The organism is Erythrobacter sp. MTPC3 (assembly GCF_042854385.1).
In the GTDB taxonomy this organism is placed as follows: Bacteria; Pseudomonadota; Alphaproteobacteria; order Sphingomonadales; family Sphingomonadaceae; genus Erythrobacter.
Genome location: NZ_BTGP01000002.1, coordinates 247,556 through 271,587, shown reverse-complemented (window position 1 = coordinate 271,587; position 24,032 = coordinate 247,556). Strand labels below are relative to the sequence as shown.

Below are 24,032 nucleotides of genomic sequence, written 5' to 3'. Positions count from 1 at the left end.
GATGAAGCTGCCGCGCATCCATTTTCCCCTGGTCCCGACTTCGCGGGCGGCATGGCTTATCGCGGCGCTTGCTCCGATCGCCGTGGTCATCGCGGCGACTGCGCCTGCCCTGTGGTTGACGGCACCGGCGGCGGCATTGGTGCTCGTCCTGATGGTCATCGCGGATGGATTGCTGGCCGGCAAATGCCGGGAATGGATGATCCAACCCCCAGCCGACGCCGAAGTCGGGCAACCGGTCACGATCAACGCCTTTGCAAAGTTTTCACGCCGTGTGTCTGGCGAGATCGAAGCGGCGATGGAATTCGATCCTCGCCTGGACCCGACAGGCCGCGCAACGCTTCATCTGGTTGCAGACGAAGACGGCGATTTTTACAGCGGCAAAGTCGATGTTCATCCGGTGCGGCGCGGTACTGCGCCCATCCGCCGGATCTGGCTGCGCTGGTCCGGTCCGCTGGGCCTTGGCGCGCGTCAGCAAAGCAAACTGGCCGATAAGGAAATCCGCATCTGGCCGGATCTCTCGCCAGTGCGAAGCCGCGAATTGCAGGCTTTTATGCGGGACTCGCAAACCGGCCTCATCGCGCGGCGCATCCGCGGGGAAGGCACCCAGTTCGAGGCGCTTTCGGAATACGAGCCCGGGATGGACCGCCGCCGGATCGACTGGAAAGCGAGCGCTCGGCACAATCATCTTTACGCCCGCGAGAATGAAAGCGAACGGGACAACCAGATCGTGTTCGCTTTCGATTGCGGTCAAGCGATGTGCGAACCCGTGGACGGAATGCCCCGCATCGACCGTGCGGTTTCGGCGGCGCTGACCTGCTCTTACATCGCGCTTAAAGGCGGTGACCGTGTTTCGCTGTTCGGCTTTGCCCAGCGCCCCCAATTGATGACGCCGTTCATTTCGGACTCGCGCGCTTTCTACCGGTTGCAAAGTTCGGCGGCGGCGCTGGATTACTCCGCGACGGAGCCGAACTTTACGCTTGCGCTGGCAACCCTCACGTCGAAGCTCAAACGCCGGTCACTGATTGTGCTGTTTTCCGATTTTACCGACCCGACGGCAGCGGAACTGATGGTCGAAAGCATCGGACGGCTCGTCACCAAACACGTGGTCCTGTTTGTGACAATTGCCGATAGCGAGCTGGAAACCTTTATCGCTGAGGAACCCGGCGACATCGCCACCATCGCCCGCAGCGTAACCGCAGACACATTAGCCCACCAACGCGAGATCGTGCTGCAGCGCCTGCGCCGAATGGGCGTCGATGTGATCGAAGCGCCGTGGGATCAGATCGGTTATCAGCTGATCGACCGTTACCTGCTTATCAAGAACAGCGAGGCGATCGGATGAAGGCCGCCGAAGTCACCAGCGCGGTTTCAGGCCGCATCGGATCATTTTTCGGACGCGGCACGGTCGCTGCTCCTGCCGACATCGAAAGCGCGGCATTGCGCTCCGACAAATTCCGTCTGGAGCGCGAGGCCGATTGGCGTCGGCTCGAAGACATCGTTGCCAAGATGGAGCGCGGCGGCCTGCGCCGCATCGATGATGCGGATCTGCTGGCGCTCCCGGCGTTATACCGGACGGCTGCATCCAGCCTTTCGGTCGCACGCGAAACATCGCTGGATTCTGCGACGCTCACCTATCTGGAAAGTCTAGTCCAGCGCGCATGGTTTCAGGTTTACGGCCCGCGCAAGGGCTTCTTCGGATGGTTCAGGGAATTCCTGCTGGGCGGCTGGAGCCGGGCGGTGCGCGAAATCTGGCTGGATGTCTGCATCGCGCTGTTCGTGATGGTAACTGGCGCGATTGTCGGCTGGGTGCTCGTGTCGCAGAATACCGACTGGTATTACCGGCTGGTTTCGACCTCGATGGCGGATAACCGCGTGCCCGGCGCGAGCCGGGAGACGTTGATGCAGACACTTCAGGTGGAAGACAGCGCAGGCGGATTATCCGGGTTTGCTGCGTTTCTTTTCAGCAACAATGCCGGGGTATGCATCCTCGCATTCGCGCTGGGGTTTGCGTTTGGCATCCCCTCTCTCATGCTGCTGATCCACAATATGGCGATGTTGGGAGCGATGGTGTGGCTGTTCGCCGGGCAGGACCTGGGCTGGGAATTCGGGGCATGGCTCAGCGTGCATGGAACAACGGAGCTGTTCGGCATCCTGCTCGCCGGTGCAGCAGGTTTGCACATCGGGCGGTCGATGGCATTCCCCGGCACGCGCTCCATTCTTGAAGCGGCGTCCGAGGCCGGTCGCCGCAGTGCGGTCGTGATGGTCGGCGTTGTCCTGATGATGGTTGTCGCCGCCCTGCTGGAGGCGTTTCCGCGCCAGCTCGTTGCCGGAACCGATAGCCGCTATCTGATCGGCGGTGTTTTCCTCACTTTCTGGCTCGCCTATTTCTATCTCTATCGGCCCGATCACGCCGATGAGGATACGTTATGAAGCCGCGCAAACCGAAATCGGGCGCAGGCAACGCGAAACGCGAACGAACGCTGGTCACGCCAGAAGGGCTCGCCATACCAATTTCCATCGCTTCACGCGGTTCGCGGTTCGGCGCGCTGGTGATCGATTGGCTCATCATCATCACAGTAATGACGTTGATACGCATGCTGATCGGATATGCGAGCGCGGGCGCGATGAATGAAGGGGTCAATACAGCGAATGAGGCCGTGTCCGGTGCTGCTGAATTCTTGGTGGTCGTCCAGCTGATCCTGCTATTCCTAGCTTGGTATGGCTATTTTCTGGTGCAGGAACTGGGACCGCGCGGCGCCACCTTGGGAAAGCGTGCGGTTGGCATTCGTGTCGCATCACGCAGTGGAGGCAGGCTGCCGCCCGAAGCGATCATCGCGCGCAACCTGCTGCGCGACGTCGAAATATTCTTCCCGCTCGTCTTCATTCTGGTCGCGCTGATCATGAACAGTATGGATATGGACACCGGCAATATGATCTGGGCCGCGATTGGCTGGTTGCTGATCTTTGCGCTTTTTCCGTTCTTCAACAAGGACGCCTTGCGCGCTGGCGATGTGATCGCAGGGACGTGGGTGGTCGATTCCCCGCGCACCAAGCTTGCCGATACGCTCTCGACCCAAGGCGCCGCGGCAAAAGGATCGAGCGATGTGACCGGCGCCCGGTACGAATTTGGCGAAGCAGAACTATCGATTTATGGTGAGCGCGAATTGCAGACGCTTGAAAAGATGCTGCGCGATGCGAAGCCAGAGGCGCTGACGACGGTCCATGCGACCATTTGCAATAAGATCGGGTGGGATCCGGGCGCAGGCGATGAACGCGCATTTCTCGAAGCGTTCTACGGCCAATTACGGGCAAAGCTTGAAGGCGACATGCGGTTTGGCAAACGCAAAGCGGACAAGTTTTCGTGACTGGGTTTGTCATTCAATCTGACGATCTCACCAGCGCTGATGTTCTGGGCCTGCTACAGTATCATCTCGATGAAATGCACCAATGGTCGCCCGCTTGTAAGGTGCACTCATTGCCGCCCGAGAGACTGCGCCAAGAAGACGTGACATTCTTCGCTGTCCGCGACGGAGAACGACTGGCCGGGGTCGGCGCTCTCAAACATCTGGACGAGAAGCGCGGGGAGCTTAAATCCATGCGCGCAGCCCCGGACTATCGCGGCAAAGGTATTGGTAAGCTGTTGGTGAGGCACTTTATCCACATAGCAAAGGATCGCGGTTACACCTGGCTGGGCCTGGAGACCGGGCGCACCGAGCAGTTCAAGCCTGCGATACAGCTGTACAAGGCACATGGCTTTTCCGAATGCGGGGCCTTTGCCGATTACACTTCGGACGAATTCAGCCTTTGTATGGAGAGGTACCTGTGAAAGCCGACCGGCGCTTGTTCCTTGGCGGAAGTATCGCGCTGGCAGCATCAGCCTGCATTCCGCCTGACCAGAGCCCGGCCGGGCGGCTGAGCTCCAAGCTGCGCATTATCGAAGCGGCTGCTGGCGGAACGCTGGGCGCGGAAATTCTCGATATGGAAACCGGTCTGGCGATTGGCCTCAACCGCACCCGCCGATTTGGCCATTGTTCATCATTCAAACTGTCGCTGGCCGCGATGGTGCTGGCCTACGATGCGGCGGGAAAGATCGATGCAAGCACCCGAGTGCGCTGGACTGAAAGCGATCTGATGTCCGTCTCCCCCTTCACTGCACAGCGCATTGAAGAAGGGGCGACGCTGCTGGAATTGGCGGAGTTCACGCAGAAATATTCGGATAATGCCGCGGCAAACATCCTGCTGAGAGAGCTCGGCGGCCCTGCCGCGCTGACAGAATTTTGGCGCAGCATTGGCGACGATGTCAGCCGGCTTGACCGGATGGAGCCCGCGCTCAACAATGTCCCGGTGACTGAGGTTCGGGACACGACCACTCCGCTGGCGATGGCGCGCACGGTCGCGAAGCTGACCTATGGCGATGTCCTGCCGGAGGCGCAGCGCGGCTTGCTGCGCCAATGGATGGTGGACACGGCGACCGGCAGCAACCGGGTGCGTGCGGGCCTGCCAGAGGATTGGCGCGCCGGTGACAAGACCGGCACATCGATCTGGCCCGGCATGGGATCGCTGTATGTCGATATCGGCTTTGTGGAGCCCGAAAAGCACGCGCCGATTGCGTTTGCGGCGTATTACCGCGCCCGCGAAACGCATGACGGGATCGCCCCCGCAGCCGAAGAGGTGTTTGCGCGGGTGGGTGATATCATCGCCGATTTCGCGCGCGATGACCGGATGCTGCCGTTTTAGGGTCTACTCCGCAGCGCCTTCGCCAAAGATCGCAACTTCGTTCAAGCCGTCGCTGGTGGCGCGCCCGCGGTACATGCCGGTCGTGTTGAAGCTGTAGAGCGCCTGACCCTCTGGGGTAACAAGGATCACGCCGCCATCCCCGCCCAGGTCTTTGACCTCTTTCATGACAGCATCGGCGATGCCCTGCGCGTAACCCTCACGTTCAAGCCATTCGCGATGTTCGCCGCCGGATTTAAAGGCCTGCTGGGCGCGCACCATCCGAATGCGCGAGCAAATCTCAGCAGCCACGCCCACGCGGATGAAGTATTCCCCCCATCCCGTCGCCGATACGGCGCAGGCCCGGTTATCGGCATATGTGCCCGCGCCGATCACCGGCGCGTCACCGATGCGGCCCCAGCGTTTGCCAGTCATCCCGCCGGTAGAAGTTCCCGCAGCAAGATTGCCGTCCTGATCCAGCGCGACCGCGCCCACGGTCCCGAACTTCAAATCAACATCAATCGCGGACAACGCGTTTGCTTTCATTCTTTCGAGCGATTCCAGACGGCGTTCGGTTGCAAACCATTCAGGAGGCGCGGTTTCCAGTTGTTGCTCACTGGCGAATTGCTCTGCCCCTTCGCCCATCAGGAAGACGTGGGGGCTATCGGTGCGCACTTTTTCCGCGAGCAGGATCGGGTTCTTGATCGTGGTGACGCCGGTAACGGCTCCAGCACTGCGATCGCGCCCATCCATGATCGAGGCATCAAGTTCATTGCGCCCTTCCCATGTAAAAACCGCGCCGCGTCCGGCGTTGAACAGCGGATCGTCTTCCAGCGGCAAAATGGCCGCTTTTACGGCGTCCATCGCGCTGCCGCCCTCGGCCAGAACAGCCTTGCCCGCGTCGAGCGCGTTTTGCAGCGCCGCTTCGTACGCTGCGCGCTGTTCGGTGGTCATGCGATCAGGATCAAGCGTGCCCGCACCGCCATGGATCGCGATCGACCATTCGGGCGCGGGCGCTTTGGCATGAAGCGGCGAGGTGAATGCGAAAAGCGCCGCAGCTGCAGCCAGGATGATCGTTTTCATAGGTTGTAGGCGTAACCCAAACCTGCGCATGATGAAAGCCAGACGGCAGTGCCGTGAGGGAGAAAATACGGTGAGCAAATTTGGCGCCAAATCGACAACCGATGATGTCCTTGATGGTCACGATCTGAACGGGAAGACCGTCTTCGTAACTGGCGGCAATTCCGGTCTGGGGCAAGAAACCGGCCGGGCAATGGCAGCGAAAGGCGCGCACGTCATCCTGCTAGGCCGCAATCAGGAAAAACTGGACGAAGCCATCGGTGAAATTCGCAAGGATAATGGAGAGGGGGAAATCGAAACGCTTCTCTGCGATCTCGGCTCCCTGGACAGCATCCGCCAATGCGGTGCAGAGGCACGCTCGCGCTATTCAAAGATCGATATTCTGATCAACAATGCAGGTGTGATGGCGTGTCCGATGGGACGCACATCAGATGGTTTTGAAACACAGTTCGGCACCAATCACATCGGCCATTTTGCACTCACGAAAGAGTTGATGCCGCTGATCGAAAAAGGCGCCGACAAGCGGATCGTAAACCTGTCGAGCCGCGCGCATCATATTGCCCCCGCAAATCTTGACGATCCGAATTTCGAAGAGGCCGCCTATGATCCGTGGCTCAGCTATGGTCAGGCCAAAACCGCAAATGTGTTGTTCAGCGTGGGGCTGGAGGAACGCTTTGGGGCGAAGGGCATCCATTCGTATGCCGTGCATCCAGGCGGAATCCAGACCAATCTTGGCCGGCACATGACCGAAGAGCAATCCGCTGCCCTGATCGAGCGCGTCACAACCAGCGATCCAGATTTCGAATGGAAGACGATTCCGCAAGGCGCAGCGACGCAGTGCTGGGCCGCGACGGCGCGCGAGGTTGAAGGAAGCGGCGGAGTGTATTGCGAGGATTGCGGGGTCGCCGAAATTGACGATGTGTCTGCAAAAAAAGGCGTCCGCACCTATGCGCTCGCCAAGGCCAGCGCCGACCGGCTCTGGTCGATCAGCGAACAAATGATCGGCGACACGTTCCGCGCCTAGTTTTGCAGAAATTCCTTCAGCAGGGACAGCGTGTCGCGCGATTCCTTTGTCGGGGTTATTGCCATAAAGACATGGGGTGCCGCCTCGTATTCATATAATTTTGCGTCAACACCCGCATCGCGAAGCCTGCCTGCGAAAGAGCGGCTGTCGATGATGAAAAGGTCGTGCCGCCCGGTCCAGATGCGCGTTGGTGGCAGTAACGCTAGCTCTTTGGCGGGCGTGTATAGCGGGCTGAATTGCGGATCAGCGGGATCACCGTCCCCGGCAAGCATTTGGCCGCAGCTGCGCAGTGTCCCGATCTTCAGCATAATGTCGTGCGGTTCGACCGACTTCATCGCCTCGTCCGCCATGGTAAGATCCAGCCACGGAGCGAACAGCGCCAGTTTGCCTGGCTGCGTGCCGCCCGCCCGTACCATACGAAGCGCGAGCGAGAGCGCCATGTGGCCGCCAGCGCTGTCGCCATTGAGAACGATTTTGGCCGGGTCGTGCTCGGCAGAAACTTTGGCAAAAACTTCGTCAGCTAGCGCGTCCTGAGCACTGTAACTTGCCTCTGGGACGACATCGTAAAGCGGTAATGTGACGCTAACGCCAAGCTGTTCAATCATCGCCTCAACCAGCGGCCAATGTTCTTTGAACATCGGCAGGACGAACCCTCCGCCATGAAAATAGATCATATGCCATTCGCCCGGACCGGAGCGAGGGTGCAGGGTCACGGTTTTCTGACCAGCAGCCTCCCACCAATGGACGCGGTATTTGGTTTCAAATTTTGTGGGCATTGCGGCATCGCGTGGCAAATCGCGCGTCGCCATGAGCGCCTCGAATTCGGTGGCAGTATGCGGAAAGACAGACTTACGCCTTGCCATGACCCATTTTACGCCGCGCAGCAGCAGGCTTGGCCTCGTTGTTCGCAATTCGGTCGTCGTATCGGTCAGCATCCCGTTCTCCCTCGCGGTCAAACCCAGACGCATCGAGCTTTGCTGTCAAGTTCGCAGGCCTGTCACCAGACCATCACCCAGCCACCCAACCAGCATCTGCCCAGCGGTCATTGCGGCGCCTTGGATCGCTTCGGCTCTGGCGTCATCGCCTGCGAGCATGACGATCATTTCGCCATAACTCGCGCCGCCTTGAACAACACCGTATGCTGCGGCGTTGTCAGCATCGACCATCTGGAAAACGGGCTGCTCCCCCTCACGCGACACGATGCACCCGCGCGGGGATCGCAGGCGCGGCTCGGGTTTGGCATCGCCTGCCTCATTGCCGAGATAGGTCCAGATTTCGCCCAGATTGGTTTCGAGAATTCGCGCTGCACTATGCGGTTGCAATTCGATCTGCAGCTGCATCCATTCCATGTCGCCAAAATTCGATGTCGCCTTTGCGAATGCCTCAGAAGACACAGGCGGGGTATCGGCCGCGCCTGCCAATTGCAGCATCGTCCATTCCAGCCATGCAAGATCGGCCACTTCGGGATTGCTGCCAAACAGTTCAGTGCACGTGACGTCAAACCCTGCCCCCGCCGCTTCGATTGTCCAGCCGCCTGGCGGGTGCAAGATGGCATGATGCATACTAGCCTGCTTGAACGCGTCCTGCCCAACATATCGCGCGGTCCGTTCATACGTGTCTTCGAGCGCGCCCAGTAAAGCGGAGCGGTAATTGCCGCGATAGACGGACATGCCGGCAGCCTGATCACTGCCCCAACCCAGCTGCAGAGAGGTGTTCTCATTCAGCACGGCGCGCAGAAATGCATCCTGCCGCGATTGAAGGTCCGCGGCGGCGCTCATGCGCTGACCACCGCCCTGCCAGCGATGCGCCGCGCGCGGTCAAGTTCGGTCAGCAATTCGGGCAGTGGCGGGATGTTTTCGTCGCGCTCAATCATGATAGCGACCGGCTGACGAATCATCTCCATCGCCTTTGCGAAAAGCTGCCAGACGCCATCTGCAACTTCGCGGTCATGCGTATCGATGATGAGATCGCGCTGTGCATTTGCCGGATCATGCCCCGCAAGATGGATTTGCCTGACGCTATCGAGCGGCAACCCGCGAAGATAATCGTCCGCGGAAAATCCGTGATTGTTTGCGCTGACAAAAATGTTGTTCACGTCGAGAAGCAGGTGACAGCCCGTCCGACCGGCCATTTCCGTCAGGAATTCCCATTCGGTCATTTCGTCTTCGGGAAAGGTCAGATAGCTCGACGGATTTTCGAACAGCATTGCGCGTCCCAAATGCGACTGTGCCCTGTCTATATTGGCGCAGACCACCTCTAAAGCCTCCTGCGTCAGCGGCAGCGGCAAAAGGTCGTGACTGTTGTGCGCGCTGGTCCGCGTCCAGCAAAGGTGATCGGACACCCAAAGCGGACTGACGCGCCGTTCAAGCTGTTTGAGCCTATCCAGATAAGCCGAATCCAGCCCTCCTGCAGAACCGACCGACATCGAAACACCGTGCATGATCACAGGGTGTTTTTCGCGGACCTGATCCAGAATGCGCAGCCGCCGCCCGCCGTCGACCATGTAATTTTCACTGATGATTTCAACAAAATCGACGGGCACTTCGTCAGACAGAAATGCGTCGTAATGCGGGCTTCTAAGGCCAAGGCCAAAGCCGCCAAAGGGCGCGATAGGTTTGGTGTCCTGCGGCATGAAAGTGTCTCCCAGTTACCATCGGTATAAAGCCGGCTGACGGGCGCGCCTATGCCAATCCAGGTGGCGACCCTCGTGCAGCGTCGCGGCTTTAATACAGGGGTATACGTGCGGACGAGGGCGCCGGTTACACATCGCAGGATGTGTGTTTGCCGGATGAGAGCGCGCCGGAATGCCCGCTCAAATGAAATCTAGCAGTGTGTAACCAAGCTAGTGTTTGCCGCGAATACCATGACAGTTCCGGCACATCGCCAGAACAGCCAAGCAACACAGAATCTGGAGAGAAATCATGAATGCCAAGTCGATCGCGAATGTCGCCGGTCTCGCCCTTACTGCCGGTATCGCAGCCGGTCTCGCCGCTACCCCGGTGGCCGCTCAGGGCGCAAAGGAAAAATGTTACGGCGTTGCCAAAGCGGGCAAGAACGATTGCGCCGCTGGCCCGGGCACAAGCTGCGCAGGAACATCGACCAAGGATTATCAGGGCAACGCCTGGAAACTTGTCGACAAGGGCACCTGCACCAGCATCGAGACGCCGAAAGGCAAAGGCTCTCTGAAGCCAATTAAACGCTGATCAACGATGCTGGCGGCGGGCGATCAGGCCGATTTCCCGCCGCCAGCGTCTGATTGTGGAGGGCAATATGACCGCAATGAATTCATTATGGCAGCGGCTGACAGGCATCTTGTCGGGCAGTTTCATCGAAAGCGCCGTCTTGCTGATGACACGCATCGCTCTCGCCGGGATATTCTGGCGCGCCTACAAGACGAAAGTGGTCGAGGGCACATGGCTTCAGATCGACGAGACGCAGTATTTCCTGTTTGCAGATCAGTTTTCCGGTCTTCCGATCCCGACCGATCTGGCGGTGCCGATGGCAACCTATGCAGAATTTGCGTTCCCGATCCTGCTGGCAATTGGCCTTTTCAGCCGGTTCTCGGCCGCGGGCCTTGCTGTAATGGCGCTGGTCATCCAAATTTTCGTCTTCCCGACATGGGATCATTTTTTCGGCTGGGACATAACTGTCCTCGCTCTTGCAGCGATCATCATCAGCCGCGGCCCCGGCATCTTCAGCGCAGACAAATTGCTGAGCGTGACCGCCGGGTCTAAGGCCAGTTAGATGGTTGCCGACGAACCGACATTAGCCCGCCTCATGGCATCAGCGCAGGAAGGCGATAAAGCCGCAACCAACGTGCTGCTTACCGAAGTCGGCATGTGGCTGGAGCGGTATTTTCGCCGAAGGGTTCCGCCGCACCAGATCGACGATCTGGTTCAGGAGGTGCTGATCGCGTTTTATACGAAGCGCGCGACCTTTGATCCGGCTCGTCCGTTTCTGCCGTGGCTGGCGGCGATTGCGCGCTATCGCTGGGTCGATCACCTGCGCAAGGTTTACAAGCACGACAGCCAGGAATTGATGGACGATGATGCCTCGCAGGACAGCGAAGAAGAGGTCGTGCTAGCCCGCGTCAGCCTGGACCGGCTGTTCGTCCAGCTGACGGACAAACAGGCCGAAGCCATTGAGCTGGTAAAGATCGGCGGATTGTCGATCAAAGAAGCATCCGAAAAAACCGGACAAAGCGAAAGTCTGGTGAAAGTGAATATCCATCGCGGGCTGAGGAAACTGGCCTCTTTGGTAGAGAAAGCTGATTAGAATGGAAAAACATACAAATCGCAGCGATCTGATCGCGGCAATGACTGAAGACCTGACGCCGGTAAAACGGGTAAAGGCTGGCGAAGGGCTGGCCCTGATCGGGCTTGCCACCCTGATTGCGGCGATTGTCGCAATCTCGGCGTTTCAATGGTGGGACGGGCTGCTGACAGGTCAGGCGTCGGGCTATTTCATGATCACGCATGGATTGCTTCTGGTCCTAGGCACGGCGAGCGCAGTTGCGCTTACAGGCAGCGCGATGCCGCGCGTCGGACCGCGCACCAGTGCACCGGCGTGGGGATCGGCGATGCTCGCGATACTTCCCGCAGGTGCGATTACCGGATTGATCCTGGGTAGCGAACCTCATGCACATACCGGTTTGAACGATCCTTTCGCAGCACACTGCGTGTCTGCATCGCTGGCCGCGGCAACACTGGTCGGGATCACAGCTGTCCTCTGGCTTCGCCGCGGCGCACCGGTCGCGATAGAGCGCGCCGGTTGGCTCACCGGCCTTGCCGCCGGATCGCTCGGCACGCTGGCCTATGGCATTACATGCCCGTTTGACACCTATTCGCATGTCGGCCTGTGGCATGTCGCACCGGTTGCAATCGCGGCTGTTATCGGAAGGCTGATCGTGCCGCCCATAATCCGCTGGTAAGGGTCTGAAGGCAAAGGTTTGAAAGGGCGCTGCATGTCGGCGCCCTTTTTGCTGCGGCCTGTCATTGCCCCTTCACTTCGGTGCGACTATATGGCTGTCATGTCTTCAGTACGGCCCTGGCGCGATATCGAACGGCGGCAATGCCGCCAAATCATGGTTGGCGATGTGCCGGTGGGCGGCGACGCGCCGATCACTGTGCAAACAATGACCAACACTCCGACGGAGGACGCGGGCGCAACCATCGACCAGATCCGCCGCTGCGAAGAAGTGGGCTGCGATATTATCCGCGTCTCCTGCCCGACCGAGGAATCGACCGCCGCTTTCGGCAAGATCACGAAAGCAGCCCGCATCCCGATCGTTGCGGATATCCATTTTCACTATAAACGCGCGCTCGAGGCTGCCGATGCAGGTGCTGCATGTTTGCGCATCAATCCCGGCAATATCGGATCGTCCAAACGCGTGGCCGAGGTGGTTCGCGCCGCGAAGGCCAATGGCTGCGCCATCCGTATCGGCGTGAATGCCGGCAGCCTGGAAAAAGACCTGCTCGAAAAATACGGAGAGCCCTGCCCGGAGGCGCTAATCGAAAGCGCGCTGGACCATATCAAGCTGCTGCAGGATCACGACTTCCACGAATTCAAGGTGGCCGTAAAAGCCTCCGACGTGTTCCTCGCAGTTGCTGCCTATCACGGCCTCGCCGAAACGGTCGATTGCCCGCTGCACCTCGGCATTACAGAGGCTGGCGGTCTGATTGGCGGAACCGTCAAAAGCTCCATCGGAATGGGTTCGCTGCTTTGGGCCGGTATCGGCGATACGATACGCGTATCGCTTTCAGCCGAGCCGGAAGAAGAGGTGAAGGTCGGCTATGAGATGCTCAAGAGCCTCGGCCTGCGCACTCGCGGCGTCCGCGTTGTGTCATGCCCCAGCTGCTCGCGTCAGGGTTTCGACGTGATCCGCACGGTCGAAACGCTGGAAAAACGGCTTGAGCATATCAAGACACCAATGAGCCTATCGGTGCTTGGCTGCGTCGTGAACGGGCCCGGCGAAGCGCGCGAGACCGATATCGGGCTGACCGGCGGCGGCAACGGCAAACACATGGTGTATCTTTCCGGCGTAACCGATCACACTGTGCAAAGTGACGACATGCTCGACCATATCGTGAGGCTCGTCGAGGAAAAAGCGGCCAAGATCGAAGCTGGCGAAGCGACCGCTTTCGATCCGCATACGGCAGAAGCAGCAGAGTGATCCGCCCTGCACTGACGCTGTCCGCGGCGATTGTGTTGTCGGTTTGTATCTTCGCCTCGGGTCATAGGTTGTTGGCAGAGCCAGAAGATAGCGGACACGATTATCCCGAAGCCGCATCGTATCTGGTATCAGACGATGCCGCCGCCGATGTGGATGCGGCGTTGCAGCGCGCTGCGGCCAATGAAAAGCGCGTCCTTCTCGTCATGGGCGCGAACTGGTGCCACGATAGCCGCGCGCTCGCCGGCTGGCTGGAAACGGATCGCTTCGCACAAATGATTGCCGCGAATTACGAGCTTGTGTTCGTCAATGTCGGCAGGCCGCAATCGGGTGACGGCCATAATCTCGGCATTGCGAGGCGATATGGTATCGAAGATCTGCCGGGGACGCCAAACGTGCTTGTTATCACCGGTGGCGGCGAACTGGTTAACCGTGAAACAGCAACCACGTGGAAAAATGCTGCCAGTCGCAGCGAAGACGAGATCTTCGAAGAGCTGGTGTCGCTCGCGCAAAAGGCGGTCTGACCCTGCTTCACGTCGTCCATCATGCCGATTATATGGCCCCGCAACCCACGCGCGGGACTTTCAAATTCGACAAATACTACCTCGTCATGGAGGAGCTGAGAGCGTCTGGCGAGCCTGTGACCGAGCACGCGCCCGATCCGTGCCCGCGCGAATGGCTGGAGGCTGTTCACGATCCCGAATACGTTGATGAAGTGTTCCGCGCCGAGGTTCCGCGCGACAAGGAACGCCGCATCGGCTTTCCAGTAACCACGCGCATCCGCGACCGTGTGCGCCACACCAATGGCGGCACCTGGCTCGCGGCGAAGCTGGCGCAAACCCACGGCTATGCGGCAAACAGCGCAGCGGGCAGCCATCACGCGCTTTCCAATACGGGCGCGGGATATTGCGTGTTCAACGATCTGGCGGTGGCGTCCAACCGCCTGATTACAGAAGGCGATGCCAGCCGTATCCTGATAGTCGATCTCGATGTGCATCAGGGAGACGGCACCGCCAGTCTGACCGCAGGACGTGAAGATATCTTCACGCTGTCACTCCACGCCGAAAAGAATTTCCCGGTTCGAAAGGCCCGCTCCACCCTCGACGTTGGGCTGCCGGACGGGCTTGATGATGAGGGTTATATGGCGGTTCTGGACAAACACCTGCCGCACATCCTTGCAGATTTTCAACCCGACCTTGTCCTGTATCAGGCGGGTGTTGATCCGCACGAAAATGACCGGCTAGGCCGCCTTTCATTAAGCGATGCCGGCATGATGACGCGCGATCGCTATGTCGTTCAGGCCGCACGGGCGCGGGGGCTGCCAATCGCGTCTGCGCTGGGCGGCGGATATGGCGATGACCAGCGTGAAGTGGCCGCCCGTCACGCGCGCTCCATGCTGGAAATGGCACGCACGAATTCATCATTCCCGATTCCGCCAGCTTGATGGTAAGCACAGGCGCGTCGCGATCTTCTGGAAGGAATTGTATGTCCGTCTCTGAAACCGATTATCTGATTATTGGAGCAGGAGCCGTCGGACTCGCTTTTGCTGACACCCTGCTGGACGAAGACCCGGATTGCCACATTACGATTGTTGACCGGCATGCCCGGCCCGGTGGACACTGGAACGATGCGTATTCGTTCGTGACCTTGCATCAGCCAAGCGCCACCTATGGCGTCAATTCGATGGAGCTTTGCTCAAACAAAATAGACATGCACGGCCACAATGCGGGTATGTATCCGCTGGCAAAGCATGCTGAAATTCTCGCGTATTATTCCCAGCTGATGAATGAGCGCATGCTTCCAACCGGGCGCGTCGCCTATCTACCGCTGACGGATTATCTTGGCCACGAAGACAACCGGCATTCGGTGCGCGGCATCCTGTCGGGCGATGAGCAAACGATCAATGTTCGCCGCAAACTGGTCGATGCAACATTCTTTCAGACCTCTGTCCCTTCCACTCACAAGCCATCTTTTGAAATTGCCGAAGGGACGCGCTTTGCCATTCCCGGCGACCTGCCCGGCCTTTGGAAGGACCGTGACAATCTGCCCGATCACTACGCTGTTCTGGGCGCCGGAAAAACGGCGATGGATAGCGCCGTGTGGCTGCTTGAGGCGGGAGTGCCCGCAGACAAGATCGGGTGGGTGCGCCCACGCGATTCGTGGATGTTCAATCGCAGCCTGCTCCAACCGGCAGGCGCAAAGATCGAAGGGTTGATGGAATTCCAGCAGGCGCTCGTCGAAACAGCCGCAGCGTCCGACACCGGCGATGAAATGTTTGAAAAATTGGGAGAGCGCGGCGTCATGCTGCGCATTGACGAGGGCGTCACGCCTTCGATGTTTCACTACGCCGTGATTTCGACAGGCGAGGTCGACATGCTCTCGTCAATAAAACAGGTTTACCGCCAAGGCCGGGTGAAACGCATTGAGCCGGGCGCGATGCATTTTGCCGATGAGAGCGTAGAGGTGCCGGAAAAAACCCTGTTTATCGATTGCACCGCCTCCGCAGTGCCGTTTGAGGCGCGCGGCAATCCGCGACCATTTTTCGAAAGCGATCGGATCACCCTGCAGCTCGTTCAAACACCCTTCGTGCCATACAGTGCTGCGGTGGCGGCATTTGTGGAGGCGAATTTCGACAGCGACGAGGAAAAGAACAATCTTTGCCCACCCGCTCCGCTTACAGATTCGACCAGCACTTACCCCTATGCAGTGATGACCAATCTATTCAGCACCGCAATCCTGTCTGGCAACCCGAAAACCAACGCTTTCAATTCGCGCAGCCGCCTGCATCCAACCGGCCCTGCAATCGCGAAACTTATCGAGGAAGGCAGCCCTAAACTTGCCGGACTGCAAAACGTTCGTGCGGCGGTGGAGGCGAATATGCCCGGCACAATCAAACTCGGAATGAAAGCCAAGGCTATCCACGAACAGTCCGGCTGACATCTGGATTTGGAGGTGAAAATTCCTGTTCACGCAAATTGCATAATTGCGCTATTAAGGTGGTCATTATGAAACGCCGCGACCTGCTGAAAACCTCAATCGCTGCCGGAGCCGCTCTATCGCTGCCCGCCAGCGTCGCTGCAACAGCGCGTAAAGGGACAGAGCGCGATAGAGCGTTGTTCAAGCTGGCCAAACGCGAACTGGACCGCGCAGGCGATGTCATCTGGAAAAAAGACATCGTCGGCATTGCTGATTTCGGCGTGCATTCGGCGGAAAAGCGGTTTCATTTCGTCAACTTGGACCGCGAAGAGGTGCAAAGCTTCCATGTGAGCCACGGGACCGGTTCCGATCCTGAACATGACGGATGGCTCAACGAATATTCCAATATCGAAGGCTCAAACGCGACTAGCAAAGGCGCCTATATTACGTGGGAGTGGTATGTAGGGCGTTACGGCACGTCGGTACGCCTCGGCGGGCTGGACCAAACCAACGATGCCGCGCTGCGCCGCTATATCGTGATGCACCGCGCGAAATATGCCGAGCCAGACCATATCGACCGCTGGGGCCGGTTGGGCCGTTCAAATGGTTGCTTTGCGCTGGGCGAAGAACAGTTCCGCATCGCGCTGCTCAACCTTTCAGGCGGACGGCTGCTTTATGCGGACAGTCTTGGCTGGTCGGATGGCTCGCTGGAATTATTGCAGCCAGAAACACCAAACGCAGTCCAGCGATATGCGCCGGGGTCTTTTTAAACCTGTCCCGCAGCAGACTTTTGATCGCGTTCTGATTGCACTCGTTTGGGCGACGTGGGGCGGCGCAATCGTCGGAGGTATCGCGCTAACGTTCCAGCTGATTATCAATCATCGGGCCGGGGGATTTGTCGAGAATTTCTGCACATTGCCATTGGTCGCATTGACGATTGGCGTACTTAGTTTGGTCGCGGTCATCCCGTGTACGCTAGTGTTCGGGCTAATCAGCCAATCACTGATTGCACATTCAAGACTTTCGTGGCTCACGGCATTGATTGTTTGCATCGCAACAGCAAGCGCAACGCAGATCGGCTTTGTGGCATCATTCTGGTGGGATGGCAGTTTCAAACCGGGAGACTTTTACGCCACGACACCTTTTGCACTCGGCGCGGCCGCCACATTCTGGTGGAAACTTAACCGCCAACCCGCGGATCGTCTTCAATGACGATAACTTCATCATCGATCACATTGCTGCGGTTGTCGACGCGCGGCTTGTCTAGGCTTGCCAGAACAGGCGCGTCACGGCCGTAAATGTCGTCGAACGTCTTCATCTCGCCATCGATGTCCGATGCCATGGTGAAATAGGTGATGTAGGCCGGCAACTTATCCTCCATCATCACCTTGGTGTATTCACCAGACGTTGCGATTTCGACCGCCTCTTCCTTGCTGGCTGCTTTACCGAGGATGGCCATTGTAATTGCCAGCTCTAACGCACGCTCTGTGCGAATGCAGCCATGGCTTAGCGCGCGCGCGTCATTGGCAAACAGGTGGCGCGACGGAGTGTCATGGAAGAAAATCGCGTGCGGGTTCGGCATTTCGAGCTTCATCCGGCCAAGCGAATTTCCCGGCCCCGGTTGCTGGACCACAGTGATCCAGCCATTTTCGCCCTTTGTCGCTTTATATCCGTTACGCTTTGCCCAGGCGGGATTGTTCAGCACCTTGTTGCCCAACCCTTCACCCTTCACAATCGACTGCGGCACAGTCCATGTCGGGTTGAACACAACGCCAGATACATCCTCGGCGAGCTGCGGCGTCGCGGTCCGTCCTGGCTTACCCACGACAGTGCGGTACGTGCTTATGATGTTGTTCCCGACGGTGAGGCGCAGCTGGTATTCGGGGACGTTGGTGATGAGGTATTTGCGGCCCAGATCACGGGCCAGCCAGCGCCAGCGGTCCATGTTGGCGCGGATCAATTTGCGCTTTGCCGCCTCGCTTTCGGGCGTCTTTGCAAGCTCATCGCGCAGGCGGGCATAATCGGGATGGGTCGGGTTCAGATGCAACAGGGTGCCGCTTACATCGCCGCTCGCCACCGCTTGCGAAAGCAGGTCCCCGGTACGGAACATATCCCTGTCAGGATCGACCACGAACCACTGTTCGCGCGCGTCCATCGGCGTGCGTCCGTCGCGCAAATCTTCGACCAGCCAGACAAAATTCTTCGACGCTATGCTGTTCAGTTCTTCGGACGGGCCCGATGCAGCTGCCACCCGAAGCGCCTGCAGATCGTAATCGCGTGGGTCCAGCCCTTCTGCGGCAATGTTCGAGACGAAATCGATAAGATCCTGCGCAGCATCGACGCTCCACGTCTGCACCAGCGGCCCCGGCGGGGCGAGATCCCCCTGCACCAGCGGTTCTGACACAATTTGCGGGAACGCTTCGTCAAAACTCGCCTCATCACCTGCTTGCGCTGCCTCGGCAGCGGACGCACCGGTTTCAGCGTCCATAGCCTGCGCAAAAGCGCTGGTGGATAGCAGTGCAAGGGCGCTCCCTGCGCAAACTAGAATGCCGGAAAGTTTTCGCATAAACGTCTCGATGATCCCACATCGCCGCCGCAGCGGCTCAAATACCTTGTTGCGGAGTATACCGCACCCTTACCTCATCTATCAACAAAGATCGCTTTCGCTGTGATGAATTGGCCGTTGTAATTACGTCAATTATGACCGAGTTGCGCGCGTGACCTCTGCCGCGCTTGACTGTAAAGCTGCGGGAGTGTCCGCACCGCCCAACCCTCTAAAGCTTTTATTGCCATTCGCCGCAGCTTCGGCCGGCGTGGGTTTTCTGTCGCTGATGGACGCATTTATGAAAGAGGCGGCGCTGATAACCGGCACATACACCGCCACATTGCTCAGGGCGCTGGTAGGCGCGGCGATCATTGCGCCGGTCTGGCTAATCCGGCGCCGCGGCTGGCCCAGCCGAAATGCGCTGAAATTGCATATGGAGCGCGGCGTCATTTCCGCCTCCATGGCGCTGAGTTTCTTTTACGCGCTAACCAAACTGCCGCTGGCCGAAGCGATTGCGATCAGCTTTGTCGCGCCGCTTCTCACGCTTTATCTGGCACGTGTGCTTTTGGGTGAAGAAATCCAGCGCAAAGCGATCTTCGCCAGCGTCCTTGGGTTTGCCGGAACACTGATCATTGTTGCCGGGCGACTGGGCCGCGATGATGTGTCTGCCGATGTCTGGCTTGGCATCGCCTCTCTCGCCTTTTCAGCCTTGCTTTACGCATACAATTTCGTCGTCATCCGGCGGCAAAGCCAGATCGCAGGACCGGTAGAGATCGCCACCTTTCACAGCGGCGTGGGAGGGGCACTGCTTTTGCTGTTCGCACCGTTCTTTGCCACTGTTCCGCAGGCGGGTTCACTGGCTCCGATTATCGCTGCCGGAGTGCTGACGATTGCCGCGTCGATGTCCATCGCCTGGGCCTATGCCCGGGCAGAGGCACAGGCACTCGTACCCTTTGAATATACGGGATTTCTGTGGGCCAGCCTGTTTGGATGGCTGTTTTTCCGCGAACCTGTCACACTGCCCACCTTCGCAGGGACGGCGCTGATCGTTACAGGCTGCTGGATCGCTACAAAAAAACCGCGCAAACCGGCCGCCGCAGCGTCAACTTGAACGCGTAATCGCAACCGACTCGCAACAGCCGTTCTCACCCTTGACGGAGGGCGAAAGGTCTAGCAGGTGCAGCCCTGCAAATTCACATCGAACCGCGCAGGTTCGACCACACGCTCCCGCAAGGCCCATGATGGCGCGGGAAAGCCACAACAAGGATGGGATATCCCGATGACAGCAATCGGCAAAGACACGCTAGGCACCCGCTCGACCCTTTCGGTAAATGGCAAGGATTACGCCTATTACTCGCTTTCGAAAGCGGCCGAGCAGTTGGGCGACGTATCCAGGCTGCCCAATTCGATGAAAGTGCTGCTCGAAAACATGCTGCGGTTTGAAGATGACGGCTTCACCGTAGGCAAAGAGCACGCGCAGGCTATCGTTGACTGGCAGAAGAATCCGGCCACCGGCAGCGAAATCCAGTATCGCCCAGCACGCGTTCTGCTGCAGGATTTCACCGGCGTTCCTTGCGTGGTTGACCTCGCCGCAATGCGCGATGCGATCAAGGAACTCGGCGGCGACACGGCGAAGATCAACCCGCAGGTGCCTGTGAACCTCGTGATCGACCACTCTGTAATGGTGGACGAATTTGGCCATCCCAAGGCGATGGAAGCGAATATGGCGCTCGAATATGAGCGCAATGCCGAACGCTATGACTTCCTCAAGTGGGGATCGAAGAGCTTCGAAAACTTCTCCGCCGTCCCTCCGGGAACCGGCATCTGCCACCAGGTAAACCTTGAACACATCGCGCAGGGCATCTGGTCGAGCGAAGATGAAAACGGCGACATGGTTGCCTATCCCGACACCTGCGTTGGCACCGACAGCCACACCACCATGATCAACGGTCTGGGCGTTCTGGGCTGGGGTGTTGGCGGGATCGAAGCCGAAGCAGCGATGCTCGGACAGCCGATTTCCATGCTGATCCCGAAAGTCGTCGGCTTCAAACTGGATGGCCGCATGGCAGAAGGTGTGACTGCAACCGACCTGGTTCTGACCTGTGTGCAGATGCTGCGCGAAGTCGGCGTGGTTGGCAGCTTTGTCGAGTTTTACGGACCCGGCGTTGCCAACCTCACGCTCGCCGACCGCGCGACTATCGCCAACATGGCACCGGAATACGGCGCCACTTGCGGCTTCTTCGGCATTGATGACAAGACTATCGAATACATGCGCCTGACAGGCCGCAGCGAGGAAAATCTCGCACTGGTCGAAGCCTATGCCAAGGCGCAGGGCATGTGGTTCGATCCGGCGAATGAGCCTGTATTCTCGAACACTCTTTCGCTCGATATGGGTACGGTTGTCCCCAGTCTTGCCGGGCCTAAGCGCCCGCAGGACAAGGTGATCCTTCCCGAAGTGGGCGAACTGTTCAACAAAGACCTTGCCGAGGTTTACAACAAATCCGCCCCGGTTCGAACCGTGGTCGAGGGCAAGGATCACGACATTGGCGATGGCGACGTGGTGATCGCGGCCATTACAAGCTGCACCAACACCTCCAACCCCGATGTGCTTATCGCTGCAGGTCTGGTGGCAAAGAAAGCCAACGAAAAAGGCCTCAAGCCAAAGCCGTGGGTGAAAACTTCGCTCGCACCGGGATCGCAGGTTGTGACCGACTATCTTGTGAAATCGGGCCTGCAGGACGATCTCGATGCGCTTGGCTTTGACCTTGTCGGCTATGGCTGCACGACCTGTATCGGCAATTCCGGTCCGCTGGCCCCGCCGATCAGTGCCGCGATCAACAACAACGATATCGTCGCCGCATCGGTTCTTTCCGGCAATCGCAACTTTGAAGGCCGCGTCAGTCAGGATGTCCTTGCAAACTTCCTCGCGTCGCCGCCGCTGGTGGTCGCCTACGCATTGAAGGGGACGGTTACCGAAGACATCACCACTACACCGATTGGTCAGGACCAGGACGGCAATGACGTGATGCTTGCCGATCTGTGGCCGACGAACGCCGAAATTGCCGAGAACCGCGCTGCCAATATCGACCGGTCGATGTTCGTTGACCGTTATGCCAACGTCTATGATGGCGATGAGCACTGGCAGGCGATTACGGTTGAGCCATCCGACACGTATCAGTGGCGCGCAGGTTCGACATATGTTGCCAATCCTCCGTATTTCGACGGCATGGAAATGACCCCCGCACCGATCACCGATATCGTCGATGCAAAACCGCTCGCGATCCTTGGCGATTCCGTGACGACCGACCACATTTCGCCTGCCGGCGCGATCAAAGAGGACAGTCCGGCTGGCTCCTATCTCAAGGAAAATCAGGTCGCGAAGAAGGATTTCAACTCCTACGGTTCGCGTCGCGGCAACCATGACGTGATGATGCGCGGCACGTTTGCCAACATCCGCATCAAGAACGAAATGGTCCCCGGTGTCGAAGGTGGCGAGACCACTTATGCTGGCGAGCAAATGCCGATTTACGATGCCGCCATGAAGCACAAAGCCGATGGCACACCGCTGATCGTGGTCGGCGGCAAAGAATACGGCACCGGCTCCAGCCGCGACTGGGCGGCCAAAGGCACAATCCTGCTCGGCGTGCGCGCCGTGATCGTTGAAAGCTTTGAGCGCATCCACCGCTCCAACCTTGTCGGCATGGGCGTGCTGCCACTGCAGTTTAAAGAAGGCAACACGCGCGAAACGCTGGGCCTTGGAAGCGATGACACCTTCTCGATCAAGGGGCTTGGCGATCTTACCCCGGGTCAGGACGTCACTATCGAAGTGACCCGTGAAGACGGCTCCACCTTCGAATTCACCGCTATGTGCCGGATCGATACCGCGAACGAGATGGAATATTACCGCAATGGCGGGATCCTCCATTACGTGTTGCGCAAACTGGCAGCCTAAACTGCGGGATAGGCGCCCGCATCGCGGATAATAACCCCCCTTCGCTTGAGCACGCAGCCTTGCCGGTTGCTTGCAAAACGAAGGGGGTAGCCTGCCAATCATCTGTGTAATCGCGTGAGGGCACGGACCGGGCGGCTGTTTCTCGGCTGAGCGTATTCGACTTCGGTGTCGCCGCTTTGAAGCAGCGCAAGGCTGCGTCCGATAATCGCGCAACGCGCGATCAAATGTCTCTTTAAAGCTTGAACCTGCGCCGGCGAAGGATAGCTGCTGCGGCGAGGCCGAACAGCACCATCATTGGCGGAGCCGGAACTTCGGTTCCGCTGGTGGTCCCGCCAGAGGTCGAGCCGCTGGTCGAGGAAGACGAGCTGGAACTGCTGCTTCCCGTTGAGGTGGACGATGACGAACCCGAGCTCGATGAAGACGAGGTTGACGAGGAGCTGGTGCTGCTTGTCATGTCACCCGACGTGCTGCCGCCTGTAGTCGAACCACCCGAAGACGAGCTTGAGCTGGATGAAGAACCCGACGATGATGACGACGATCCGCCAGTTGAAGTAGCGCCGCTGGAGGTGCTGCCACCACTGGAAGAAGACGATGAAGACGAACCGCCAGAACTGCTGCTGCCCGTAGACGTCGCGCCGCCCGATGAACTGCTGCTCGATGACGAGGAGCTGCTCGAGGAAGAGCTCGAAGACGAACTGGATGACGACGAGCTCGAACTCGATACATCACCGGAACTGCTCGATACGCCGCCAGTGCTGGATGAAACTGCTCCAGTCGAAGTTGAAACCGAGCCGGTGCTGGACGATACTGCGCCGGTCGACGTCGAGGTGGAGACTGCGCCGCTCGACGAGGAGATGGTGCCGCTGGAAGAGGTGGTCGACGTTGAGTTATCGACATCGACGTCAACTACGATACCGCTTGTTCCGCCCGAAGTTGTGGTGCCTGGATCTCCGCCGGTGGTCGTAGTACTGACAACGGAAACATCGCCTGACGATGAACCACCGCCTCCGAAAAATCCGCCAAAGAAGCCCCCTCCGAAACCGCCGCCAAATCCGCCAGAGCCGCCCAGCACAATCGGCGCGCTACCACCGCCGCCGCCAACGGGCGGTAGGGGCGGAAGCGGTGCGGGTGCATAGGCGATCTGTTGAATCGGCGGGCATTCGTTCGGATCGATATAGGCCTGAACAGCGCCCGCCGGCAGCGGCGCATTTTCCGCGACAGTTCCTGCCGGGCCCGCACCGATTGGCTGGCATTCGATAGTGCGTTCGATAATGCGGCGGCGGCGCTGCTCGGGCACCGGAATCTCACGCTCACGCGTTTTGATATATTTGGGTTCGGGTATCTCGATCTGCTCGCCCTTGATAAGTTTGCCATCAAGGTTTGTCGTATACTGCGGATCGTCCGTGTTGAGCGGTTCGGCAACGCGGACTGCACCGCCCTGGATCAGGGCGACACCCGCAACCGCGGCGGAAAGCTTTGCAGCAGCCAATTTGAGCGACATAAGTCCGAACCTCGAAATGTGATGGCTTCGATGCAGAGAATCCGCACTTCCACCTGTTCACCCTGCGTCTTGCAGATCAGGTCCCTGTTATCGCAAGTCAGTTAACCATGATGGCCCGGCTCTGACGGCGAA

24 protein-coding genes are annotated in these 24,032 nt (G+C 58.8%); 19 read left to right on the top strand and 5 right to left on the bottom strand.

All coding sequences use genetic code 11. The features are described from left to right. Position 1 precedes the first annotated feature (1 nt). From ACGHU1_RS04045 to bla, 5 genes are read left to right on the top strand one after another with little or no spacing between them, the layout of a single operon-like run. Positions 2 to 1,342, top strand: coding sequence for a DUF58 domain-containing protein (locus tag ACGHU1_RS04045; protein WP_390583688.1), 1,341 nt, complete (start codon positions 2 to 4; stop codon positions 1,340 to 1,342). Then, a complete protein-coding gene (locus ACGHU1_RS04040) occupies positions 1,339 to 2,430 on the top strand; it encodes a stage II sporulation protein M (protein WP_390583686.1) in 1,092 nt (363 codons plus the stop codon). Before ACGHU1_RS04045 ends, ACGHU1_RS04040 begins: the two co-directional genes overlap by 4 nt. Continuing rightward, positions 2,427 to 3,365, top strand: a complete 939-nt coding sequence (locus ACGHU1_RS04035; RefSeq protein WP_390583684.1) for an RDD family protein — start codon at positions 2,427 to 2,429, stop codon at positions 3,363 to 3,365. The genes ACGHU1_RS04040 and ACGHU1_RS04035 overlap by 4 nt, the downstream gene beginning before the upstream one ends. Continuing rightward, positions 3,362 to 3,826, top strand: coding sequence for a GNAT family N-acetyltransferase (locus ACGHU1_RS04030; protein WP_390583682.1), 465 nt, complete (start codon positions 3,362 to 3,364; stop codon positions 3,824 to 3,826). The genes ACGHU1_RS04035 and ACGHU1_RS04030 overlap by 4 nt, the downstream gene beginning before the upstream one ends. Beyond that, on the top strand, positions 3,823 to 4,737 hold the full coding sequence (gene bla, locus ACGHU1_RS04025; protein ID WP_390583680.1) for a class A beta-lactamase: 915 nt from the start codon (positions 3,823 to 3,825) through the stop codon (positions 4,735 to 4,737). The genes ACGHU1_RS04030 and bla overlap by 4 nt, the downstream gene beginning before the upstream one ends. Positions 4,738 to 4,740: 3 nt before the next feature. Here the strand turns inward: bla and ACGHU1_RS04020 are convergent, their stop codons facing one another. Continuing rightward, a complete protein-coding gene (locus ACGHU1_RS04020) occupies positions 4,741 to 5,796 on the bottom strand; it encodes an isoaspartyl peptidase/L-asparaginase family protein (protein WP_390583678.1) in 1,056 nt (351 codons plus the stop codon). Between the two features lie 70 nt (positions 5,797 to 5,866). On the opposite strand from ACGHU1_RS04020, the gene ACGHU1_RS04015 reads away from it, so the two are divergent. After that, positions 5,867 to 6,817, top strand: coding sequence for an SDR family NAD(P)-dependent oxidoreductase (locus tag ACGHU1_RS04015; RefSeq protein ID WP_390583676.1), 951 nt, complete (start codon positions 5,867 to 5,869; stop codon positions 6,815 to 6,817). Here the strand turns inward: ACGHU1_RS04015 and ACGHU1_RS04010 are convergent. Genes ACGHU1_RS04010 through ACGHU1_RS04000 form a run of 3 tightly spaced genes read right to left on the bottom strand, consistent with a single transcriptional unit; the run spans position 6,814 to position 9,449 of the window. Continuing rightward, a complete protein-coding gene (locus ACGHU1_RS04010) occupies positions 6,814 to 7,752 on the bottom strand; it encodes an alpha/beta hydrolase fold domain-containing protein (protein ID WP_390583674.1) in 939 nt (312 codons plus the stop codon). The two genes, ACGHU1_RS04015 and ACGHU1_RS04010, sit on opposite strands and share 4 nt — an antisense overlap. A 45-nt stretch (positions 7,753 to 7,797) precedes the next feature. Continuing rightward, positions 7,798 to 8,595 carry a putative DNA-binding domain-containing protein gene (locus tag ACGHU1_RS04005; RefSeq protein ID WP_390583672.1) on the bottom strand — a complete coding sequence of 266 codons (798 nt, stop codon included), beginning with the start codon at positions 8,593 to 8,595 and terminating at the stop codon, positions 7,798 to 7,800. After that, positions 8,592 to 9,449, bottom strand: a complete 858-nt coding sequence (locus ACGHU1_RS04000; RefSeq protein ID WP_390583671.1) for a DUF692 domain-containing protein — start codon at positions 9,447 to 9,449, stop codon at positions 8,592 to 8,594. Before ACGHU1_RS04000 ends, ACGHU1_RS04005 begins: the two co-directional genes overlap by 4 nt. A 289-nt stretch (positions 9,450 to 9,738) precedes the next feature. On the opposite strand from ACGHU1_RS04000, the gene ACGHU1_RS03995 reads away from it, so the two are divergent. The 9 genes from ACGHU1_RS03995 (at position 9,739) to ACGHU1_RS03955 (ending at position 16,672) form a co-directional block, all read left to right on the top strand. Further along, entirely contained in the window at positions 9,739 to 10,020 is a 282-nt protein-coding gene (locus ACGHU1_RS03995; RefSeq protein WP_390583669.1) for a DUF2282 domain-containing protein, read from the top strand. Positions 10,021 to 10,087: 67 nt separating this feature from the next. Beyond that, a complete protein-coding gene (locus tag ACGHU1_RS03990) occupies positions 10,088 to 10,561 on the top strand; it encodes a DoxX family protein (RefSeq protein WP_390583667.1) in 474 nt (157 codons plus the stop codon). Beyond that, positions 10,562 to 11,092 carry a sigma-70 family RNA polymerase sigma factor gene (locus ACGHU1_RS03985; protein ID WP_390583666.1) on the top strand — a complete coding sequence of 177 codons (531 nt, stop codon included), beginning with the start codon at positions 10,562 to 10,564 and terminating at the stop codon, positions 11,090 to 11,092. A gap of 1 nt (position 11,093) precedes the next feature. Beyond that, positions 11,094 to 11,747, top strand: coding sequence for an NrsF family protein (locus ACGHU1_RS03980; RefSeq protein WP_390583664.1), 654 nt, complete (start codon positions 11,094 to 11,096; stop codon positions 11,745 to 11,747). 99 nt (positions 11,748 to 11,846) lie between these two features. After that, positions 11,847 to 12,989: a flavodoxin-dependent (E)-4-hydroxy-3-methylbut-2-enyl-diphosphate synthase gene (gene ispG / locus ACGHU1_RS03975; RefSeq protein ID WP_390583944.1), complete on the top strand. Its 1,143-nt coding sequence runs from the start codon at positions 11,847 to 11,849 to the stop codon at positions 12,987 to 12,989. Continuing rightward, the gene (locus tag ACGHU1_RS03970; RefSeq protein ID WP_390583662.1) at positions 12,986 to 13,510 is read left to right on the top strand and encodes a thioredoxin family protein; all 525 of its coding nucleotides are present in this window, start codon (positions 12,986 to 12,988) and stop codon (positions 13,508 to 13,510) included. Before ispG ends, ACGHU1_RS03970 begins: the two co-directional genes overlap by 4 nt. A gap of 32 nt (positions 13,511 to 13,542) precedes the next feature. Next, the gene (locus ACGHU1_RS03965; RefSeq protein ID WP_390583660.1) at positions 13,543 to 14,430 is read left to right on the top strand and encodes a histone deacetylase; all 888 of its coding nucleotides are present in this window, start codon (positions 13,543 to 13,545) and stop codon (positions 14,428 to 14,430) included. 41 nt (positions 14,431 to 14,471) lie between these two features. After that, complete coding sequence (locus ACGHU1_RS03960; RefSeq protein WP_390583659.1) at positions 14,472 to 15,923, top strand: NAD(P)-binding protein; 1,452 nt, start codon at positions 14,472 to 14,474, stop codon at positions 15,921 to 15,923. 68 nt (positions 15,924 to 15,991) lie between these two features. Beyond that, positions 15,992 to 16,672 carry a murein L,D-transpeptidase catalytic domain-containing protein gene (locus ACGHU1_RS03955; RefSeq protein ID WP_390583657.1) on the top strand — a complete coding sequence of 227 codons (681 nt, stop codon included), beginning with the start codon at positions 15,992 to 15,994 and terminating at the stop codon, positions 16,670 to 16,672. 410 nt (positions 16,673 to 17,082) lie between these two features. On the opposite strand, the gene ACGHU1_RS03950 is transcribed toward ACGHU1_RS03955, so the two are convergent. Next, the gene (locus ACGHU1_RS03950; protein WP_390583656.1) at positions 17,083 to 18,468 is read right to left on the bottom strand and encodes a L,D-transpeptidase family protein; all 1,386 of its coding nucleotides are present in this window, start codon (positions 18,466 to 18,468) and stop codon (positions 17,083 to 17,085) included. A 247-nt stretch (positions 18,469 to 18,715) separates the two neighbouring features. Here ACGHU1_RS03950 and ACGHU1_RS03945 point away from each other — a divergent pair, with 247 nt between their 5' ends. The 4 genes from ACGHU1_RS03945 (at position 18,716) to ACGHU1_RS03930 (ending at position 24,005) form a co-directional block, all read left to right on the top strand. Further along, the gene (locus tag ACGHU1_RS03945) at positions 18,716 to 19,558 is read left to right on the top strand and encodes a DMT family transporter (protein ID WP_390583654.1); all 843 of its coding nucleotides are present in this window, start codon (positions 18,716 to 18,718) and stop codon (positions 19,556 to 19,558) included. Between the two features lie 168 nt (positions 19,559 to 19,726). Then, positions 19,727 to 22,399 (top strand): aconitate hydratase AcnA, encoded by a 2,673-nt coding sequence (gene acnA, locus ACGHU1_RS03940; protein WP_390583652.1) that lies wholly within the window; start codon positions 19,727 to 19,729, stop codon positions 22,397 to 22,399. A gap of 239 nt (positions 22,400 to 22,638) precedes the next feature. Further along, the gene (locus ACGHU1_RS03935; protein WP_390583650.1) at positions 22,639 to 23,535 is read left to right on the top strand and encodes a hypothetical protein; all 897 of its coding nucleotides are present in this window, start codon (positions 22,639 to 22,641) and stop codon (positions 23,533 to 23,535) included. Positions 23,536 to 23,543: 8 nt separating this feature from the next. Then, positions 23,544 to 24,005, top strand: coding sequence for a hypothetical protein (locus ACGHU1_RS03930; protein ID WP_390583649.1), 462 nt, complete (start codon positions 23,544 to 23,546; stop codon positions 24,003 to 24,005). Positions 24,006 to 24,032 lie beyond the last annotated feature (27 nt).

Excerpts from the sequence above, each read along its gene's own strand:
- ACGHU1_RS03955 (WP_390583657.1), top strand. The coding sequence starts at position 15,992 with ATGAAACGCCGCGACCTGCTGAAAACCTCAATCGCTGCCGGAGCCGCT.
- ispG (WP_390583944.1), top strand. The coding sequence starts at position 11,847 with ATGTCTTCAGTACGGCCCTGGCGCGATATCGAACGGCGGCAATGCCGC.
- ACGHU1_RS04005 (WP_390583672.1), bottom strand. The coding sequence starts at position 8,595 with ATGAGCGCCGCCGCGGACCTTCAATCGCGGCAGGATGCATTTCTGCGC.
- acnA (WP_390583652.1), top strand. The coding sequence starts at position 19,727 with ATGACAGCAATCGGCAAAGACACGCTAGGCACCCGCTCGACCCTTTCG.
- ACGHU1_RS04020 (WP_390583678.1), bottom strand. The coding sequence starts at position 5,796 with ATGAAAACGATCATCCTGGCTGCAGCTGCGGCGCTTTTCGCATTCACC.
- ACGHU1_RS03960 (WP_390583659.1), top strand. The coding sequence starts at position 14,472 with ATGTCCGTCTCTGAAACCGATTATCTGATTATTGGAGCAGGAGCCGTC.
- ACGHU1_RS03965 (WP_390583660.1), top strand. The coding sequence starts at position 13,543 with ATGGCCCCGCAACCCACGCGCGGGACTTTCAAATTCGACAAATACTAC.
- ACGHU1_RS03990 (WP_390583667.1), top strand. The coding sequence starts at position 10,088 with ATGACCGCAATGAATTCATTATGGCAGCGGCTGACAGGCATCTTGTCG.
- ACGHU1_RS04040 (WP_390583686.1), top strand. The coding sequence starts at position 1,339 with ATGAAGGCCGCCGAAGTCACCAGCGCGGTTTCAGGCCGCATCGGATCA.
- ACGHU1_RS04035 (WP_390583684.1), top strand. The coding sequence starts at position 2,427 with ATGAAGCCGCGCAAACCGAAATCGGGCGCAGGCAACGCGAAACGCGAA.
- ACGHU1_RS03985 (WP_390583666.1), top strand. The coding sequence starts at position 10,562 with ATGGTTGCCGACGAACCGACATTAGCCCGCCTCATGGCATCAGCGCAG.
- ACGHU1_RS04010 (WP_390583674.1), bottom strand. The coding sequence starts at position 7,752 with ATGCTGACCGATACGACGACCGAATTGCGAACAACGAGGCCAAGCCTG.
- ACGHU1_RS04000 (WP_390583671.1), bottom strand. The coding sequence starts at position 9,449 with ATGCCGCAGGACACCAAACCTATCGCGCCCTTTGGCGGCTTTGGCCTT.
- ACGHU1_RS03950 (WP_390583656.1), bottom strand. The coding sequence starts at position 18,468 with ATGCGAAAACTTTCCGGCATTCTAGTTTGCGCAGGGAGCGCCCTTGCA.
- ACGHU1_RS04045 (WP_390583688.1), top strand. The coding sequence starts at position 2 with ATGAAGCTGCCGCGCATCCATTTTCCCCTGGTCCCGACTTCGCGGGCG.
- ACGHU1_RS03995 (WP_390583669.1), top strand. The coding sequence starts at position 9,739 with ATGAATGCCAAGTCGATCGCGAATGTCGCCGGTCTCGCCCTTACTGCC.
- ACGHU1_RS03980 (WP_390583664.1), top strand. The coding sequence starts at position 11,094 with ATGGAAAAACATACAAATCGCAGCGATCTGATCGCGGCAATGACTGAA.